The organism is Mesorhizobium sp. M1329 (assembly GCF_040318035.1).
Taxonomy (GTDB): domain Bacteria; phylum Pseudomonadota; class Alphaproteobacteria; order Rhizobiales; family Rhizobiaceae; genus Mesorhizobium.
Genome location: NZ_JAMYLN010000046.1, coordinates 1 through 13189 on the forward strand (window position 1 = coordinate 1; position 13189 = coordinate 13189).

At 62.1% G+C, this 13189-nt stretch carries 26 protein-coding genes; all 26 read left to right on the top strand.

The features are described 5' to 3' along the window. Window positions 1-84, top strand: an 84-nt coding sequence (locus tag NKH21_RS29915; protein ID WP_455749504.1) for an EF-Tu C-terminal domain-related protein, incomplete at its 5' end; no start/stop codon positions are given. 63 nt (window positions 85-147) lie between these two features. Further along, window positions 148-456 carry a 30S ribosomal protein S10 gene (gene rpsJ, locus NKH21_RS29920; RefSeq protein WP_006205468.1) on the top strand — a complete coding sequence of 103 codons (309 nt, stop codon included), beginning with the start codon at window positions 148-150 and terminating at the stop codon, window positions 454-456. A 96-nt stretch (window positions 457-552) separates the two neighbouring features. Continuing rightward, window positions 553-1281, top strand: a complete 729-nt coding sequence (rplC, locus tag NKH21_RS29925; protein ID WP_352469149.1) for a 50S ribosomal protein L3 — start codon at window positions 553-555, stop codon at window positions 1279-1281. Beyond that, window positions 1281-1901 carry a 50S ribosomal protein L4 gene (rplD, locus tag NKH21_RS29930; RefSeq protein WP_023675140.1) on the top strand — a complete coding sequence of 207 codons (621 nt, stop codon included), beginning with the start codon at window positions 1281-1283 and terminating at the stop codon, window positions 1899-1901. Before rplC ends, rplD begins: the two co-directional genes overlap by 1 nt. Then, complete coding sequence (locus NKH21_RS29935; RefSeq protein WP_006205465.1) at window positions 1898-2191, top strand: 50S ribosomal protein L23; 294 nt, start codon at window positions 1898-1900, stop codon at window positions 2189-2191. The genes rplD and NKH21_RS29935 overlap by 4 nt, the downstream gene beginning before the upstream one ends. A gap of 22 nt (window positions 2192-2213) precedes the next feature. After that, window positions 2214-3047, top strand: a complete 834-nt coding sequence (gene rplB / locus NKH21_RS29940; RefSeq protein ID WP_023675138.1) for a 50S ribosomal protein L2 — start codon at window positions 2214-2216, stop codon at window positions 3045-3047. A 16-nt stretch (window positions 3048-3063) separates the two neighbouring features. Continuing rightward, the gene (rpsS, locus tag NKH21_RS29945; protein WP_006205463.1) at window positions 3064-3342 is read left to right on the top strand and encodes a 30S ribosomal protein S19; all 279 of its coding nucleotides are present in this window, start codon (window positions 3064-3066) and stop codon (window positions 3340-3342) included. Between the two features lie 2 nt (window positions 3343-3344). Next, entirely contained in the window at window positions 3345-3734 is a 390-nt protein-coding gene (gene rplV, locus NKH21_RS29950) for a 50S ribosomal protein L22 (RefSeq protein WP_006205462.1), read from the top strand. Further along, window positions 3734-4459 (top strand): 30S ribosomal protein S3, encoded by a 726-nt coding sequence (gene rpsC, locus NKH21_RS29955; RefSeq protein WP_023675137.1) that lies wholly within the window; start codon window positions 3734-3736, stop codon window positions 4457-4459. The genes rplV and rpsC overlap by 1 nt, the downstream gene beginning before the upstream one ends. Before the next feature lie 27 nt (window positions 4460-4486). Continuing rightward, window positions 4487-4900, top strand: coding sequence for a 50S ribosomal protein L16 (gene rplP, locus NKH21_RS29960; protein ID WP_006205460.1), 414 nt, complete (start codon window positions 4487-4489; stop codon window positions 4898-4900). A gap of 13 nt (window positions 4901-4913) precedes the next feature. Next, a complete protein-coding gene (gene rpmC / locus NKH21_RS29965) occupies window positions 4914-5114 on the top strand; it encodes a 50S ribosomal protein L29 (protein ID WP_006205459.1) in 201 nt (66 codons plus the stop codon). Window positions 5115-5125: 11 nt separating this feature from the next. Then, window positions 5126-5365: a 30S ribosomal protein S17 gene (rpsQ, locus tag NKH21_RS29970; protein WP_023675136.1), complete on the top strand. Its 240-nt coding sequence runs from the start codon at window positions 5126-5128 to the stop codon at window positions 5363-5365. Window positions 5366-5447: 82 nt separating this feature from the next. After that, window positions 5448-5816, top strand: coding sequence for a 50S ribosomal protein L14 (gene rplN / locus NKH21_RS29975; RefSeq protein ID WP_006205457.1), 369 nt, complete (start codon window positions 5448-5450; stop codon window positions 5814-5816). 12 nt (window positions 5817-5828) lie between these two features. After that, on the top strand, window positions 5829-6143 hold the full coding sequence (gene rplX / locus NKH21_RS29980; protein WP_254817150.1) for a 50S ribosomal protein L24: 315 nt from the start codon (window positions 5829-5831) through the stop codon (window positions 6141-6143). After that, complete coding sequence (gene rplE, locus NKH21_RS29985; RefSeq protein ID WP_008875670.1) at window positions 6136-6714, top strand: 50S ribosomal protein L5; 579 nt, start codon at window positions 6136-6138, stop codon at window positions 6712-6714. Before rplX ends, rplE begins: the two co-directional genes overlap by 8 nt. A gap of 27 nt (window positions 6715-6741) precedes the next feature. Then, window positions 6742-7047: a 30S ribosomal protein S14 gene (rpsN, locus tag NKH21_RS29990; protein WP_023675134.1), complete on the top strand. Its 306-nt coding sequence runs from the start codon at window positions 6742-6744 to the stop codon at window positions 7045-7047. 12 nt (window positions 7048-7059) lie between these two features. Then, window positions 7060-7458, top strand: a complete 399-nt coding sequence (gene rpsH, locus NKH21_RS29995; RefSeq protein WP_006205453.1) for a 30S ribosomal protein S8 — start codon at window positions 7060-7062, stop codon at window positions 7456-7458. 89 nt (window positions 7459-7547) lie between these two features. Next, window positions 7548-8081 carry a 50S ribosomal protein L6 gene (gene rplF / locus NKH21_RS30000; protein ID WP_023675133.1) on the top strand — a complete coding sequence of 178 codons (534 nt, stop codon included), beginning with the start codon at window positions 7548-7550 and terminating at the stop codon, window positions 8079-8081. Between the two features lie 85 nt (window positions 8082-8166). Beyond that, window positions 8167-8526: a 50S ribosomal protein L18 gene (gene rplR, locus NKH21_RS30005; protein WP_023675132.1), complete on the top strand. Its 360-nt coding sequence runs from the start codon at window positions 8167-8169 to the stop codon at window positions 8524-8526. 83 nt (window positions 8527-8609) lie between these two features. Beyond that, window positions 8610-9173, top strand: coding sequence for a 30S ribosomal protein S5 (gene rpsE / locus NKH21_RS30010; RefSeq protein ID WP_006333394.1), 564 nt, complete (start codon window positions 8610-8612; stop codon window positions 9171-9173). 25 nt (window positions 9174-9198) lie between these two features. Next, window positions 9199-9396 (top strand): 50S ribosomal protein L30, encoded by a 198-nt coding sequence (gene rpmD / locus NKH21_RS30015; RefSeq protein WP_006205449.1) that lies wholly within the window; start codon window positions 9199-9201, stop codon window positions 9394-9396. A gap of 22 nt (window positions 9397-9418) precedes the next feature. Next, window positions 9419-9892 (top strand): 50S ribosomal protein L15, encoded by a 474-nt coding sequence (gene rplO / locus NKH21_RS30020; protein ID WP_292660428.1) that lies wholly within the window; start codon window positions 9419-9421, stop codon window positions 9890-9892. 191 nt (window positions 9893-10083) lie between these two features. Next, window positions 10084-11424 (top strand): preprotein translocase subunit SecY, encoded by a 1341-nt coding sequence (gene secY / locus NKH21_RS30025; RefSeq protein WP_023675130.1) that lies wholly within the window; start codon window positions 10084-10086, stop codon window positions 11422-11424. Continuing rightward, entirely contained in the window at window positions 11421-12032 is a 612-nt protein-coding gene (locus tag NKH21_RS30030) for an adenylate kinase (RefSeq protein ID WP_352670791.1), read from the top strand. Before secY ends, NKH21_RS30030 begins: the two co-directional genes overlap by 4 nt. Window positions 12033-12230: 198 nt before the next feature. Beyond that, window positions 12231-12599 (top strand): 30S ribosomal protein S13, encoded by a 369-nt coding sequence (gene rpsM, locus NKH21_RS30035; RefSeq protein WP_006205445.1) that lies wholly within the window; start codon window positions 12231-12233, stop codon window positions 12597-12599. Window positions 12600-12738: 139 nt separating this feature from the next. Beyond that, entirely contained in the window at window positions 12739-13128 is a 390-nt protein-coding gene (gene rpsK / locus NKH21_RS30040; protein ID WP_006205444.1) for a 30S ribosomal protein S11, read from the top strand. Window positions 13129-13189: the final 61 nt, after the last annotated feature.

Sequence of the window (13189 nt, forward strand, 5' to 3'; positions counted from 1 at the left end):
GCCATGGAAGAGAAGCTGCGCTTCGCCATCCGTGAAGGCGGCCGCACCGTCGGTGCCGGCATCGTCGTCACCATCAAAGAGTAATTTGGACTTAAACCGATCTGTCGCGGGCGCCGCCCGCGCCGCGCCAGAACAAGGAAGTGACGCATGAACGGACAGAATATCCGCATCCGCCTGAAGGCGTTTGATCACCGGGTGCTCGACGCCTCGACACGGGAAATCGTGTCGACCGCCAAGCGCACCGGCGCCAACGTCCGCGGCCCCATTCCGCTGCCGACGCGGATCGAAAAGTTCACGGTCAACCGGTCGCCTCACGTCGACAAGAAGAGCCGCGAGCAGTTCGAGATGCGCACGCACAAGCGTCTGCTCGACATCGTCGACCCGACCCCGCAGACGGTCGATGCTTTGATGAAGCTCGACCTGGCCGCCGGTGTCGACGTCGAGATCAAGCTCTAAGGAACCAGAGGTCAGCGGGGCGACCCGGAACTCTGAAGGAACAAGAGGCGTGGAGGGGCGACAGCCCCGACAGGGAACTCTAAAGGAATTGAACCGATGCGTTCAGGTGTGATTGCAAAGAAGGTGGGAATGACCCGCATCTACAACGATGCCGGGGAACATGTTCCCGTCACTGTTCTCCAGATGGAGAACTGCCAGGTCGTGGCGCAGCGCACGCAGGAGAAGAACGGCTATACCGCCGTCCAGCTCGGCGTTGGCCTTGCCAAGGTGAAGAACACGTCGAAGGCGATGCGCGGCCATTTCGCGACCGCTTCCGTCGAGCCGAAGGCCAAGGTTGCCGAGTTCCGCGTCTCCGCCGACAACATGATCGATGTCGGCGCCGAGATCACCGTCGAGCATTTCGTCGTCGGCCAGAAGGTCGATGTGACGGGAACCACGATCGGCAAGGGCTTCCAGGGCGTCATCAAGCGGCACCACATGGGTGGCGGCCGCGCGACGCACGGCAACTCGGTGTCGCACCGTACACACGGCTCGACCGGCCAGCGCCAGGATCCGGGCAAGGTGTTCAAGGGCAAGCATATGGCCGGCCACATGGGTGACACCCGCGTCACCACGCAGAATGTCGAGGTCGTCTCGACCGACGCCGATCGCGGCCTGATCCTGATCCGCGGTGCGGTCCCGGGTTCGAAGGGTGCATGGATCCTGGTCCGCGACGCGGCCAAGGTAGCGCTTCCGGCCAATGCGCCGAAGCCCGCCGCGATCCGCGCCGTTGCGACCGATGGTGCCGCCAAGAACGAGGCCCAGGCCACAGAGGGAGCGGAATAATGGACCTCAAGATTACAACGCTTGGCGGCAAGGACGCCGGCAAGCTGAAGCTCTCCGAAGAGATTTTCGGCCTTGATCCGCGCGAGGACATCCTGCAGCGCGTCGTGCGCTGGCAGCTTGCCAAGAAGCAGCAGGGCACCCACAAGGCCAAGGGTCGCGCGGAAATCGCCCGCACCGGCGCCAAGATGTACAAGCAGAAGGGTACCGGCCGCGCCCGTCACCATTCGGCTCGCGCTCCGCAGTTCCGCGGCGGCGGCAAGGCCCACGGCCCGGTCGTGCGCAGCCACGAGCACGATCTGCCGAAGAAGGTGCGCGCGCTCGGTCTCAAGCATGCGCTTTCGGCCAAGGCCAAGAGCGCGTCGATCATCATCATCGACGAGCTGAAGCTGACCGAGGCCAAGACCAAGGCACTGATCGCGAATTTCGCGACGCTGGGCCTGAGCAACGCCCTGGTGATCGGCGGCGCCGAGCTTGACAAGAATTTCAAGCTGGCGGCGACCAACATCCCGAACATCGACGTGCTGCCCATCCAGGGCATCAACGTCTACGACATTCTGCGCCGCGGCACGCTGGTCCTTTCGAAGGCCGCCGTCGAGGCTCTCGAGGAGCGCTTCAAATGACCGACCTTCGTCACTACGACGTGATCGTCTCGCCGGCGATCACCGAAAAGTCGACCATGGCTTCCGAGCAGAACCAGGTCGTCTTCAATGTCGCCAAGAAGGCGTCGAAGCCGGAAATCAAGGCCGCCGTCGAAGCGCTGTTCGGCGTCAAGGTGATGGCCGTGAACACGCTTGTCCGCAAGGGCAAGATCAAGCGCTTCCGCGGCACGATCGGCCGCCAGAGCGACGTCAAGAAGGCGGTTGTGACGCTGGCCGACGGCCAGTCGATCGACGTCGCGACGGGTCTCTGAGCAAGGTCGCGAGGACAGAACAATGGCACTGAAAAAATTCAACCCGGTAACGCCGAGCACCCGTCAGCTGGTCATCGTCGACCGCTCGGGCCTCTACAAGGGCAAGCCCGTCAAGGGCCTGACCGAAGGCCTGACCAAGTCGGGCGGCCGCAACAATTACGGCCGCATCACGGCCCGCTTCATCGGCGGCGGTCACAAGCGCACCTACCGTATCATCGACTTCAAGCGCCGCAAGTTCGACGTCGTCGGCACGGTCGAGCGTATCGAGTACGATCCGAACCGCACCGCCTTCATCGCGCTGATCAAGTATGACGATGGCGAGCTGTCCTACATCATCGCCCCGCAGCGTCTGGCTCCCGGCGACAAGATCGTGGCCGGTGAATCGGTCGACGTGAAGCCGGGCAACGCGATGCCGCTGGCCTCGATGCCGGTCGGCACGATCGTCCACAATATCGAGCTGAAGCCCGGCAAGGGCGCTCAGGTCGCCCGTTCGGCCGGTGGTTATGGCCAGCTCGTCGGTCGCGACCAGGGCATGGCGATCCTGCGCCTCAACTCGGGCGAGCAGCGTGTCGTCCACGGCTCCTGCATGGCCACTGTCGGTGCCGTGTCCAACCCGGACCACGGCAACATCAATGACGGCAAGGCAGGCCGCACCGTGTGGCGTGGCAAACGTCCGCACAATCGCGGCGTGACCATGAACCCGGTCGACCATCCACATGGCGGCGGCGAAGGCCGCACCTCGGGTGGCCGCCATCCGGTTTCGCCCTGGGGTAAGCCGACCAAGGGCAAGAAGACGCGGTCCAACAAGGCGACCGACAAGTTCATCCTGCGCTCGCGCCATCAGCGCAAGAGCTAAGAAGAGGTAACGCCAAGTGACTCGTTCGATTTGGAAAGGCCCCTTCATCGACGGCTACCTTCTGAAGAAGGTGGACAAGGTTCGTGAAGGTGGTCGCAATGAGGTGATCAAGATGTGGAGCCGCCGCTCCACCATCCTGCCGCAGTTCGTCGGCTTCACCTTCGGTGTTTACAACGGCCAGAAGCACGTTCCCGTCTCGGTGAACGAGGACATGGTCGGTCACAAGTTCGGTGAATTCGCTCCGACCCGGACCTATTACGGTCACGGCGCGGATAAGAAGGCGAAGAGGAAATAATCATGGGCAAGGCCAAAGCTCCGCGCAGGCTTGCTGACAACGAAGCGCGCGCCGTGTTGCGCACGATCCGTATCAGCCCGCAGAAGCTGAACCTGGTTGCCGCGCTGATCCGCGGCAAGAAGGTCGCGACAGCGCTTTCCGACCTCGAATTCTCGGCCAAGCGGATTTCCGGCACGGTCAAGAAGACGCTGGAATCGGCGATCGCCAACGCGGAAAACAACCACGACCTCGACGTCGATGCGCTGATTGTGGCGGAAGCCTATGTCGGCAAGTCGATCGTCATGAAGCGGTTCCATGCCCGTGGCCGTGGTCGCGCCAGCCGTATCGAGAAGCCGTTCTCGCACCTCACGATCGTCGTTCGTGAAGTCGAAGAAAAAGGGGAGGCCGCATAATGGGCCAGAAAGTCAATCCGATCGGTCTGCGTCTCGGCATCAACCGCACCTGGGATTCGCGCTGGTTCGCGAACACCGGCGAGTACGGCAAGCTGCTGCACGAGGATATCAAGATCCGCAAATATCTTGAGAAGGAACTCAAGCAGGCTGCGATCTCGAAGGTCGTGATCGAGCGTCCGCACAAGAAGTGCCGCGTCACCATCCATGCGGCGCGTCCGGGCCTGATCATCGGCAAGAAGGGCGCCGACATCGAGAAGCTTCGCAAGAAGCTGATGGAGATGACCAAGTCCGAGACGCATCTGAACATCGTCGAAGTGCGCAAGCCGGAGATCGACGCGACCCTGGTCGCCCAGTCGATCGCCCAGCAGCTCGAGCGCCGCATCGCGTTCCGCCGCGCCATGAAGCGCGCCGTGCAGTCGGCGATGCGCCTCGGCGCCGAAGGCATCCGCATCAACTGCGCCGGCCGTCTCGGCGGCGCCGAGATCGCGCGCATGGAATGGTATCGTGAAGGCCGCGTGCCGCTGCATACGCTGCGTGCCGACGTCGACTACGGCACGGCCGAGGCGAATACGGCCTACGGCATCTGCGGCGTCAAAGTCTGGGTGTTCAAGGGCGAGATCCTCGAGCACGACCCGATGGCTTCGGAGCGCCGCGCCACCGAGGGCGATCATGCGCATGGCGGTGGTGGTGAGCGCGAACGCGGTCGCCGTCGCGAAAACGCGTAAGACATTTAGGAATTTGGAGTTAGAACGATGCTGCAGCCAAAGCGCACAAAGTTCCGCAAGCAGTTCAAGGGCCGCATCCACGGTACCGCCAAGGGCGGCACCAACCTGGATTTCGGTGGTTTCGGGCTGAAGGCGCTTGAGCCGAACCGCGTCACCGCGCGTGAGATCGAGGCGGCCCGCCGCGCGATCACCCGCGAGATGAAGCGTGCCGGCCGCGTGTGGATCCGTATCTTCCCGGACGTGCCGGTGACGTCGAAGCCGACCGAAGTCCGCATGGGTAAGGGCAAGGGCGCGGTCGACTACTGGGCGGCACGCGTCAAGCCGGGCCGCATCATGTTCGAGATCGACGGCGTCAACGAGGAAACCGCCCGTGAGGCGCTGCGTCTCGGCGCGGCCAAGCTCTCGGTCAGGACGCGCTTCGTACAGCGCATCGCAGAATAAGGACGGGCTGATCATGAAAGCCGAAGACATCCGGACCAAGACCCAGGACCAGCTGACCGACGACCTGGCCAGCCTGAAGAAGGAGCAGTTCAACCTGCGCTTCCAGAAGGCCACCGGCCAGCTTGAGAAGACCGCGCGCGTGAGGCAGGTCCGCAAGGACATTGCGCGTATCAAGACCATCGCTGCGGAAAAGTCCGCGGCCAAGAAGGCTTAAGGACGAAAACCATGCCAAAGCGCATTCTGCAGGGCACCGTCGTCAGCGACAAGAACGAGAAGACGGTTGTCGTCAAGGTCGAACGGCGCTTCACGCATCCCGTGATGAAGAAGACCGTGCGCATGACCAAGAAGTACAAGGCGCACGACGAGAACAACGCCCACAAGGTCGGCGATCAGGTGTTCATCCAGGAATCGAAGCCGATTTCCAAGGACAAGCGCTGGGTCGTGGTGTCTTCGGACCAGGCCTGATCAGGGCCAACGAAACGAATTTTGGACAGACCGGGGAGGGGTGAGAAACCCGTCCCGTTAGAAAAGAAGAAGGCGGCCAGTCATGATTCAGATGCAAACAAACCTCGACGTCGCGGATAATTCCGGCGCCCGTCGTGTCATGTGCATCAAGGTGCTGGGCGGCTCGAAGCGGAAATACGCTTCCGTGGGCGACATCATCGTGGTGTCGATCAAGGAAGCCATCCCGCGCGGCCGCGTCAAGAAGGGCGATGTGATGAAGGCGGTCGTGGTTCGCACGGCCAAGGACATCCGCCGCCCGGACGGCAGCGTGATCCGTTTCGACAAGAACGCAGCCGTTCTCGTCGACAACAAGAAAGAGCCGATCGGCACGCGTATCTTCGGACCGGTTCCGCGCGAACTCCGCGCCAAGAACCACATGAAGATCATCTCGCTCGCGCCTGAAGTGCTGTAAGGAGCCGGACCAATGCAAAAGATTAGAAAAGGCGACAAGGTCGTCGTGCTGGCCGGCAAGGACAAGGGCCGTTCGGGCGAAGTCCTTTCGGTGCAGCCGAAGGATGACACCGCGCTGGTGCGCGGCGTCAACCTGATCCGTCGTCACCAGAAGCAGTCCCAGTCCCAAGAGGGCGGGATCATCACCAAGGAAGCGCCGATCCAGCTGTCGAACATCGCGCTGGCCGACCCCAAGGATGGCAAGCCGACCCGCGTCGGCTTCATCTTCCAGAAGGACGGCAAGAAGGTGCGCGTCGCCAAGCGCTCGGGAGAAGTCATCAATGGCTAAGGCTCAAACCAAGCAGGCAACTGCCCAGAACACGCCGCGCCTCAAGCAGGTCTACAACGAGACCATTCGCAAGGCGCTGCAGGAGCAGTTCGGCTACGAGAACGAGATGCAGGTTCCGCGCATCGACAAGATCGTTCTGAACATGGGCGTCGGCGAGGCGACCGGCGATTCGAAGAAGCCTTCGATCGCGGCGGAAGACCTTGCAATGATCGCCGGCCAGAAGGCCGTCGTCACCCGCGCCCGCAACTCGATCGCCGGCTTCAAGGTCCGCGAGAAGATGCCGATCGGCGCCAAGGTTACGCTGCGCAAGGAACGCATGTACGAGTTCCTCGATCGTCTCGTGAACATCGCACTGCCGCGCGTCCGCGACTTCCGCGGACTTAATCCGAAAAGCTTCGATGGCCGTGGCAACTATGCCATGGGCATCAAGGAACACATCGTGTTTCCGGAGATCAACTACGACAAGGTTGATCAGATCTGGGGCATGGACGTCATCGTTTGTACGACTGCGAAGACGGACGACGAAGCCAGGGCATTGCTCAAGGCCTTCAACTTCCCCTTCCGCCAGTAACGGCAGCGAGAAAAGGAAAAATCTGAAATGGCAAAGACCAGCTCAGTCGAGAAGAACAACAGGCGCCGCAAGCTTGCGGACCAGTTCGCTGCCAAGCGCAAGGTGCTCAAGGCGATCATCATGGATCAGTCCAAGCCGATGGAAGAGCGCTTCCGCGCTCAGCTGAAGCTTTCGGCGCTGCCGCGCAACTCGGCCAAGACCCGTATCCGCAACCGCTGCGAAGTCACCGGACGTCCGCGTGCCTATTATCGCAAGCTCAAAGTATCGCGTATCGCGCTTCGTGATCTCGGCAATAACGGCCAGATCCCGGGCCTGGTCAAGTCGAGCTGGTAAGGAGGACATAACATGTCATTGAGCGATCCTCTCGGCGATATGCTGACCCGCATCCGCAACGCGTATGGCCGTAAGAAGTCGAGCGTTTCGACGCCGGCCTCGCGCCTGCGCACCCGCGTCCTCGACGTGCTGAAGGCCGAAGGCTATATCCGCGACTACAGCCAGACCGACTTCGACAACGGCAAGTCCGAAATCGAGATCGAGCTGAAGTATTTCGACGGTGCGCCGGTGGTGCGCGAAATCGCCCGGGTCTCGAAGCCCGGCCGCCGCGTCTACGTTTCGGCCAAGTCGATACCCCACGTCGCCAACGGCCTCGGCATCGCCATCCTTTCGACGCCGAAGGGCGTGATGGCCGACCACGAAGCGCGTGAACAGAATGTCGGCGGGGAAATCCTCTGCCAGATCTTCTGATCTGGTATTTGACCCGCTTGGAAACAGGTTTTCGGGATCAAATCCCGAAAGCCGAGACCTGAAACAAGAGAAGTGACGAGGACAACAAAATGTCTCGTATTGGAAAGAAACCCGTTTCGCTGCCGCAGGGCGTGACCGCGACCGTCAACGGCCAGACCGTGACGGCGAAGGGTCCGAAGGGCGAGCTGAAGTTCGTGGTGAACGACGAAGTGCTGGTCAAGATGGAAGGCAGCGAGATCGCTGTCCAGCCGCGCGACCAGACCAAGACCGCCCGCTCCAAATGGGGCATGTCGCGCACGCAGATCGTCAACATCCTGCAGGGCGTCAAGGACGGCTTCGAAAAGAAGCTCGAGATCACCGGCGTCGGCTATCGCGCCGCCATGCAGGGCAAGAACCTGCAGCTGGCGCTCGGCTTCAGCCACGACGTCGTCTACGAGACGCCGCAGGGCGTGACGATTTCGGTGCCGAAGCCGACGGAAATCACCGTGACCGGCATCGACAAGCAGCAGGTCGGCCAGGTTGCCGCCGAGATCCGCGAGTATCGCAGCCCCGAGCCCTACAAGGGCAAGGGCGTTCGCTATGCTGGCGAGAAGATCGTCCGCAAGGAAGGCAAGAAGAAGTAATCTTAACGCCGCGGGGAGCGGCCGCGGGAGGCTCGTCCTACCGCATATGGTTGCCCCCGTTTTTTGAAGGCAAGGAACTGATATCATGGGCTCGAAAGAATCCACCCAACGCCGCGCCCAGCGCGTCCGCCGCCAGATCAAGAAGGTTGCCGGCGATCGTCCGCGCTTGTCGGTCCATCGCACGTCGAAGAACATCTATGTCCAGGTGATCGACGACGCCAAGGGCCACACCATCGCGGCTGCTTCGACGCTCGAGAAGGAGCTCAAGGGCTCGCTCAAGACCGGCGCCGACACCGCGGCTGCAGCCGCCATCGGCAAGCTGATCGCCGAGCGTGCCTCGAAGGCCGGCGTCAAGGAAGTCGTCTTCGACCGCGGCGCCTACATCTACCACGGCCGCGTCAAGGCGCTGGCCGAGGCTGCCCGTGAAGGTGGTCTGAGCTTCTAAAAACGAAATTCGCCCCCGGCGACCCACAGAGGCGCCGGATATCATCATCAACCGTGCTTCCGGAAAAAAACAAGGAACAGGATATGGCACAGGAACGTAGGGATGGCGGCCGCGGCCGTGATCGCGAAGAGCGCGACGACGGCATGGTCGACAAGCTCGTCCACATCAACCGTGTAGCCAAGGTCGTCAAGGGCGGCCGGCGCTTCGGCTTTGCGGCACTCGTCGTCGTCGGCGACCAGAAGGGCCGCGTCGGCTTCGGTCACGGCAAGGCTCGCGAAGTGCCGGAGGCGATCCGCAAGGCGACCGAATCGGCCAAGCGCGACATGATCTTCGTGCCGCTGCGCTCGGGCCGCACGCTGCACCATGATGTCGAGGGACGCTGGGGCGCGGGACGTGTTCTGCTGCGCGCTGCCAAGCAAGGTACCGGCATCATCGCCGGCGGCCCGATGCGCGCCGTTTTCGAGACGCTCGGCATGCATGACGTGGTCGCCAAGTCGATGGGTTCTTCGAACCCCTACAACATGGTTCGCGCCACTTTCGACGCGCTGAAGAGCCAGATGCATCCGAAGGATGTGGCTGCCGCGCGCGGCATCAAGTATTCGACCCTTCAGGCCCGCCGCGGCACCGCCGTTGCGGCTGAAGAATAGTCGACGCTGACCAGGGGATCTGACCATGGCCAAGAAAGCAACCAAGACCATCACCGTCGAGCAGATCGGTTCGCCGATCCGCCGGCCGAAGGAGCAGCGCGCAACGCTGGTCGGCCTCGGCCTCAACAAGATGCACAAGCAGCGCACGCTGGAGGATACGCCCTCGGTGCGCGGCATGATCGCTGCCGTCCAGCATCTCGTCCGCGTCGTGGACGAGGGCTGAGCCAAAGCGCAGGAGAACCCAGATGAAACTCAACGATCTGCGTGACAAGGACGGCGCGACGCATTCCAAGAAGCGTCTCGGCCGTGGCATCGGTTCCGGTTCGGGCAAGACCGCCGGTCGCGGCGTCAAGGGCCAGAAGGCGCGCTCTGGCGTCGCCGTCAACGGCTTCGAGGGTGGCCAGATGCCGCTCTACCGCCGCCTGCCGAAGCGCGGCTTCAACAATATCTTCGCCAAGAGCTTCACCGTCGTGTCGCTGGCCCGCATCCAGGCGGCGCTTGATGCCAAGAAGCTCGACGCTAAGACTGTTGTGACGGCCGAGGCGCTGGTTGCGGCCGGCGTCATCCGTCGGGTCAAGGACGGCGTGCGCATCCTTTCGGACGGCGACATCAAGGCCAAGCTTGCCTTCGACGTGGCCGGAGCCTCCAAGGCCGCGATCGAGAAGATCGAAAAAGCCGGCGGTTCGGTGAAGCTGCCTGAGAAGGCAGCCGCCGAGTAACGGCAATTTGAAGCACGTTCGGCAAAGGTGGAATTCGGTTTTGCCTTCGGTCGTGCTTTGATCCGACAGATGTGGCGGCCGCATCAACGCGGCCGCTTGCATGTTTGCAGTCCGGAGCTTATCTCGTGAGCTTCGGTGACACGCGCCGCCTGAGCTGCGGGCATCGAGCGTGACCAAGCGGAGAATCAGGCATGGCTTCGGCTGCTGAACAACTAGCCTCGAATCTGAATTTTTCGGCCTTCGCCAAAGCCGAGGATCTGAAGAAGCGCATCTGGTTCACCATCGGCGCGCTGCTCGTCTACCGCCTTGGCACCTACATCCCGCTGCCCGGCATCAATCCCGACGCTTTCGCCCAGGCCTTCTCGTCGCAAAGCAAGGGCGTGCTCGGCATGTTCAACATGTTCGCCGGCGGCGCCGTGCAGCGCATGGCGATCTTTGCCCTCGGCATCATGCCCTATATCTCGGCCTCCATCATCATGCAGCTGATGACCTCGGTCATTCCGTCGCTGGAAGCGCTGAAGAAGGAAGGCGAGCAGGGTCGCAAGATCATCAACCAGTACACGCGCTACGGCACCGTGCTTCTGGCGCTGGTTCAGGCCTACGGCATTTCGGTCGGGCTTGAGGGCGGCAACGGCATCGTCAACGATCCCGGCATGTTCTTCCGCATCTCTACCGTCGTCACGCTGGTCGGCGGCACCATGTTCCTGATGTGGCTTGGCGAGCAGATCACCGCTCGCGGCATCGGCAACGGCATTTCGCTGATCATCTTCTCCGGCATTGTCGCCGGCCTGCCGCGCGCCATCTCTGGCACGCTGGAGCTTGGCCGCACCGGCGCCCTGTCGACCGGCCTGATCCTGGCAATCATCGTGCTGGCCATCATCGTCATTGCGCTGATCGTCTTCTTCGAGCGCGCCCAGCGCCGCCTGCTGATCCAGTATCCCAAGCGCCAGGTCGGCAATCGCATGTTCCAGGGCGATACCTCGCATCTGCCGCTTAAGCTCAACACCTCCGGCGTCATTCCGCCGATCTTCGCCTCGTCGCTGCTGCTGCTGCCTGCGACCGTTGCCGGGTTCTCGCAGACCACCAATATGCCTGCATGGGCCAGCACTATCCTGGCGGCGCTCGGCCACGGCCAGCCGCTCTATATGGCCTTCTACGCGGCGATGATTGTGTTCTTCGCCTTCTTCTATACAGCGATCGTCTTCAATCCGAAGGACACCGCCGACCAGCTCAAGAAGCATTCGGGCTTCATCCCGGGCTACCGTCCGGGCGAGCGCACTGCGGATTATATCGACTATGTGCTCACCCGCATCACCGTCGTCGGCGCCATCTATCTGGTGCTGGTGTGTCTGCTGCCTGAGTTCCTGATTTCAGCGACTGGCGTACCGTTCTACCTTGGTGGCACTTCGCTCCTGATCGTGGTCAGTGTAACGCTCGATACGGTGGCGCAGATTCAGGGTCACCTGATCGCGCACCAGTATGAGGGCCTGATCAAGAAGTCGAAGCTGCGCGGGGGGAAAAAGGCCAGATGAGGTTGATATTGCTTGGACCGCCGGGGGCGGGCAAGGGGACACAAGCACTAAGACTGGTAGAACGACACGGCATCCCACAGCTTTCCACGGGTGACATGCTGCGCGCTGCTGTCCAGGCCGGCACCGAAGTCGGCAAGCGCGCCAAGGCGGTGATGGACGCTGGCGAACTGGTGTCCGACGCTATCGTCAACGCCATCGTTGCCGAGCGTATCGATCAAGCTGATTGTGCAAACGGCTTCATCCTTGACGGGTATCCCCGAACACTGGTGCAAGCGGACGCCGTTGAGGAAATGCTGTCGGATCGCGGACTGGAGCTAGACGCGGTCATCGAATTTGTCGTCGACGACAAGGCGCTGGTTGGCCGAATCGTCAAGCGCGCCGAAGAAGCCAAGGCCGCAGGCATGCCGGTGCGCAAGGACGACAGTCCAGCGGTGTTCGAAGAACGCTTGAGGGAATATTACAAGAAAACCTCGCCGCTGATCGGCTACTACTACGCCAAGGGCAAGCTCAGGGGCGTCGATGGCATGGCCGACATCGATGCGGTGACGCAGCAGATCGAGGCGGTGCTCAGGGCGACGACCCGGAAAGTTGGCCAGGCGGCCGGCTAGAGACTCGAACGATTGCGCTTGACTGGAGCGGTCCGCTGGGGTATGGCGGCCCGTCTTCCTATCAGGCATGAGGCTTGCTTGTCCGCAAGGGCAAGGCAGGCCGCTTTGAACTGGAAACTCCCGCAAGGGCCGGCCTCCACCGGACGCGGGGCAACTTGAAGCGCCGGCTCGCCCGGCCTATATGGAGAAGAGAAGAACATGGCTCGTATAGCCGGCGTCAATATTCCGACCAACAAGCGCGTCGTCATTGCGCTTCAATACATTCACGGCATTGGCAAGAAGTTCGCCCAGGAGATCGTCGACAAGGTCGGCATCCCGGCCGAGCGTCGCGTCAACCAGCTGACCGACGCGGAAGTGCTGCAGATCCGCGAGACCATCGACCGCGACTATCAGGTCGAGGGCGATCTGCGCCGCGAAGTGTCGATGAACATCAAGCGGCTCATGGACCTCGGCTGCTACCGCGGCCTGCGTCACCGCCGCTCGTTGCCGGTTCGTGGTCAGCGCACGCATACCAATGCGCGCACCCGCAAGGGCCCGGCTAAGTCGATTGCCGGAAAGAAGAAGTAATTTAGGGCAGTAAGGCAGTAGGGCAGTAAGGCAATAGGAACGGCAGACATATTCCCCTACTGCCATATTCCCCTGCTGCCTTCTCCCTGGTGGAGCCGCTGGCATTACGGCGGTGTAGAGATCAACTGAAAGGACTATCATGGCCAAGGAAGCCGCTCGTGTTCGCCGTCGCGAACGCAAGAACATTTCGTCGGGCGTTGCCCACGTCAATTCGACCTTCAACAACACGATGATCACCATCACCGACGCGCAGGGCAATTCCATTGCCTGGTCGTCGGCCGGAGCCCAGGGCTTCAAGGGATCGCGCAAGTCGACCCCGTTCGCTGCCCAGATGGCGGCCGAGGATGTTGCCAAGAAGGCCCAGGAACACGGCATGCGCATGCTCGAGGTCGAGGTCTGTGGACCCGGCTCTGGTCGTGAATCGGCGCTTCGCGCGCTGCAGGCAGCCGGCTTCACCATCACCTCGATCCGTGATGTGACGCCGATCCCGCACAATGGCTGCCGCCCGCGCAAGAAGCGCCGCGTCTAAAGAATTTACCGAACGCCGCGTGAGCGCCTCAAGGGCGCTCCTCCACGGCATTCCAGGTCGC

Excerpts from the sequence above, each read along its gene's own strand:
- rpsJ (WP_006205468.1), top strand. The coding sequence starts at position 148 with ATGAACGGACAGAATATCCGCATCCGCCTGAAGGCGTTTGATCACCGG.
- rplC (WP_352469149.1), top strand. The coding sequence starts at position 553 with ATGCGTTCAGGTGTGATTGCAAAGAAGGTGGGAATGACCCGCATCTAC.
- rplD (WP_023675140.1), top strand. The coding sequence starts at position 1,281 with ATGGACCTCAAGATTACAACGCTTGGCGGCAAGGACGCCGGCAAGCTG.
- NKH21_RS29935 (WP_006205465.1), top strand. The coding sequence starts at position 1,898 with ATGACCGACCTTCGTCACTACGACGTGATCGTCTCGCCGGCGATCACC.
- rplB (WP_023675138.1), top strand. The coding sequence starts at position 2,214 with ATGGCACTGAAAAAATTCAACCCGGTAACGCCGAGCACCCGTCAGCTG.
- rplV (WP_006205462.1), top strand. The coding sequence starts at position 3,345 with ATGGGCAAGGCCAAAGCTCCGCGCAGGCTTGCTGACAACGAAGCGCGC.
- rpsC (WP_023675137.1), top strand. The coding sequence starts at position 3,734 with ATGGGCCAGAAAGTCAATCCGATCGGTCTGCGTCTCGGCATCAACCGC.
- rplP (WP_006205460.1), top strand. The coding sequence starts at position 4,487 with ATGCTGCAGCCAAAGCGCACAAAGTTCCGCAAGCAGTTCAAGGGCCGC.
- rpmC (WP_006205459.1), top strand. The coding sequence starts at position 4,914 with ATGAAAGCCGAAGACATCCGGACCAAGACCCAGGACCAGCTGACCGAC.
- rpsQ (WP_023675136.1), top strand. The coding sequence starts at position 5,126 with ATGCCAAAGCGCATTCTGCAGGGCACCGTCGTCAGCGACAAGAACGAG.
- rplN (WP_006205457.1), top strand. The coding sequence starts at position 5,448 with ATGATTCAGATGCAAACAAACCTCGACGTCGCGGATAATTCCGGCGCC.
- rplX (WP_254817150.1), top strand. The coding sequence starts at position 5,829 with ATGCAAAAGATTAGAAAAGGCGACAAGGTCGTCGTGCTGGCCGGCAAG.
- rplE (WP_008875670.1), top strand. The coding sequence starts at position 6,136 with ATGGCTAAGGCTCAAACCAAGCAGGCAACTGCCCAGAACACGCCGCGC.
- rpsN (WP_023675134.1), top strand. The coding sequence starts at position 6,742 with ATGGCAAAGACCAGCTCAGTCGAGAAGAACAACAGGCGCCGCAAGCTT.
- rpsH (WP_006205453.1), top strand. The coding sequence starts at position 7,060 with ATGTCATTGAGCGATCCTCTCGGCGATATGCTGACCCGCATCCGCAAC.
- rplF (WP_023675133.1), top strand. The coding sequence starts at position 7,548 with ATGTCTCGTATTGGAAAGAAACCCGTTTCGCTGCCGCAGGGCGTGACC.
- rplR (WP_023675132.1), top strand. The coding sequence starts at position 8,167 with ATGGGCTCGAAAGAATCCACCCAACGCCGCGCCCAGCGCGTCCGCCGC.
- rpsE (WP_006333394.1), top strand. The coding sequence starts at position 8,610 with ATGGCACAGGAACGTAGGGATGGCGGCCGCGGCCGTGATCGCGAAGAG.
- rpmD (WP_006205449.1), top strand. The coding sequence starts at position 9,199 with ATGGCCAAGAAAGCAACCAAGACCATCACCGTCGAGCAGATCGGTTCG.
- rplO (WP_292660428.1), top strand. The coding sequence starts at position 9,419 with ATGAAACTCAACGATCTGCGTGACAAGGACGGCGCGACGCATTCCAAG.
- secY (WP_023675130.1), top strand. The coding sequence starts at position 10,084 with ATGGCTTCGGCTGCTGAACAACTAGCCTCGAATCTGAATTTTTCGGCC.
- NKH21_RS30030 (WP_352670791.1), top strand. The coding sequence starts at position 11,421 with ATGAGGTTGATATTGCTTGGACCGCCGGGGGCGGGCAAGGGGACACAA.
- rpsM (WP_006205445.1), top strand. The coding sequence starts at position 12,231 with ATGGCTCGTATAGCCGGCGTCAATATTCCGACCAACAAGCGCGTCGTC.
- rpsK (WP_006205444.1), top strand. The coding sequence starts at position 12,739 with ATGGCCAAGGAAGCCGCTCGTGTTCGCCGTCGCGAACGCAAGAACATT.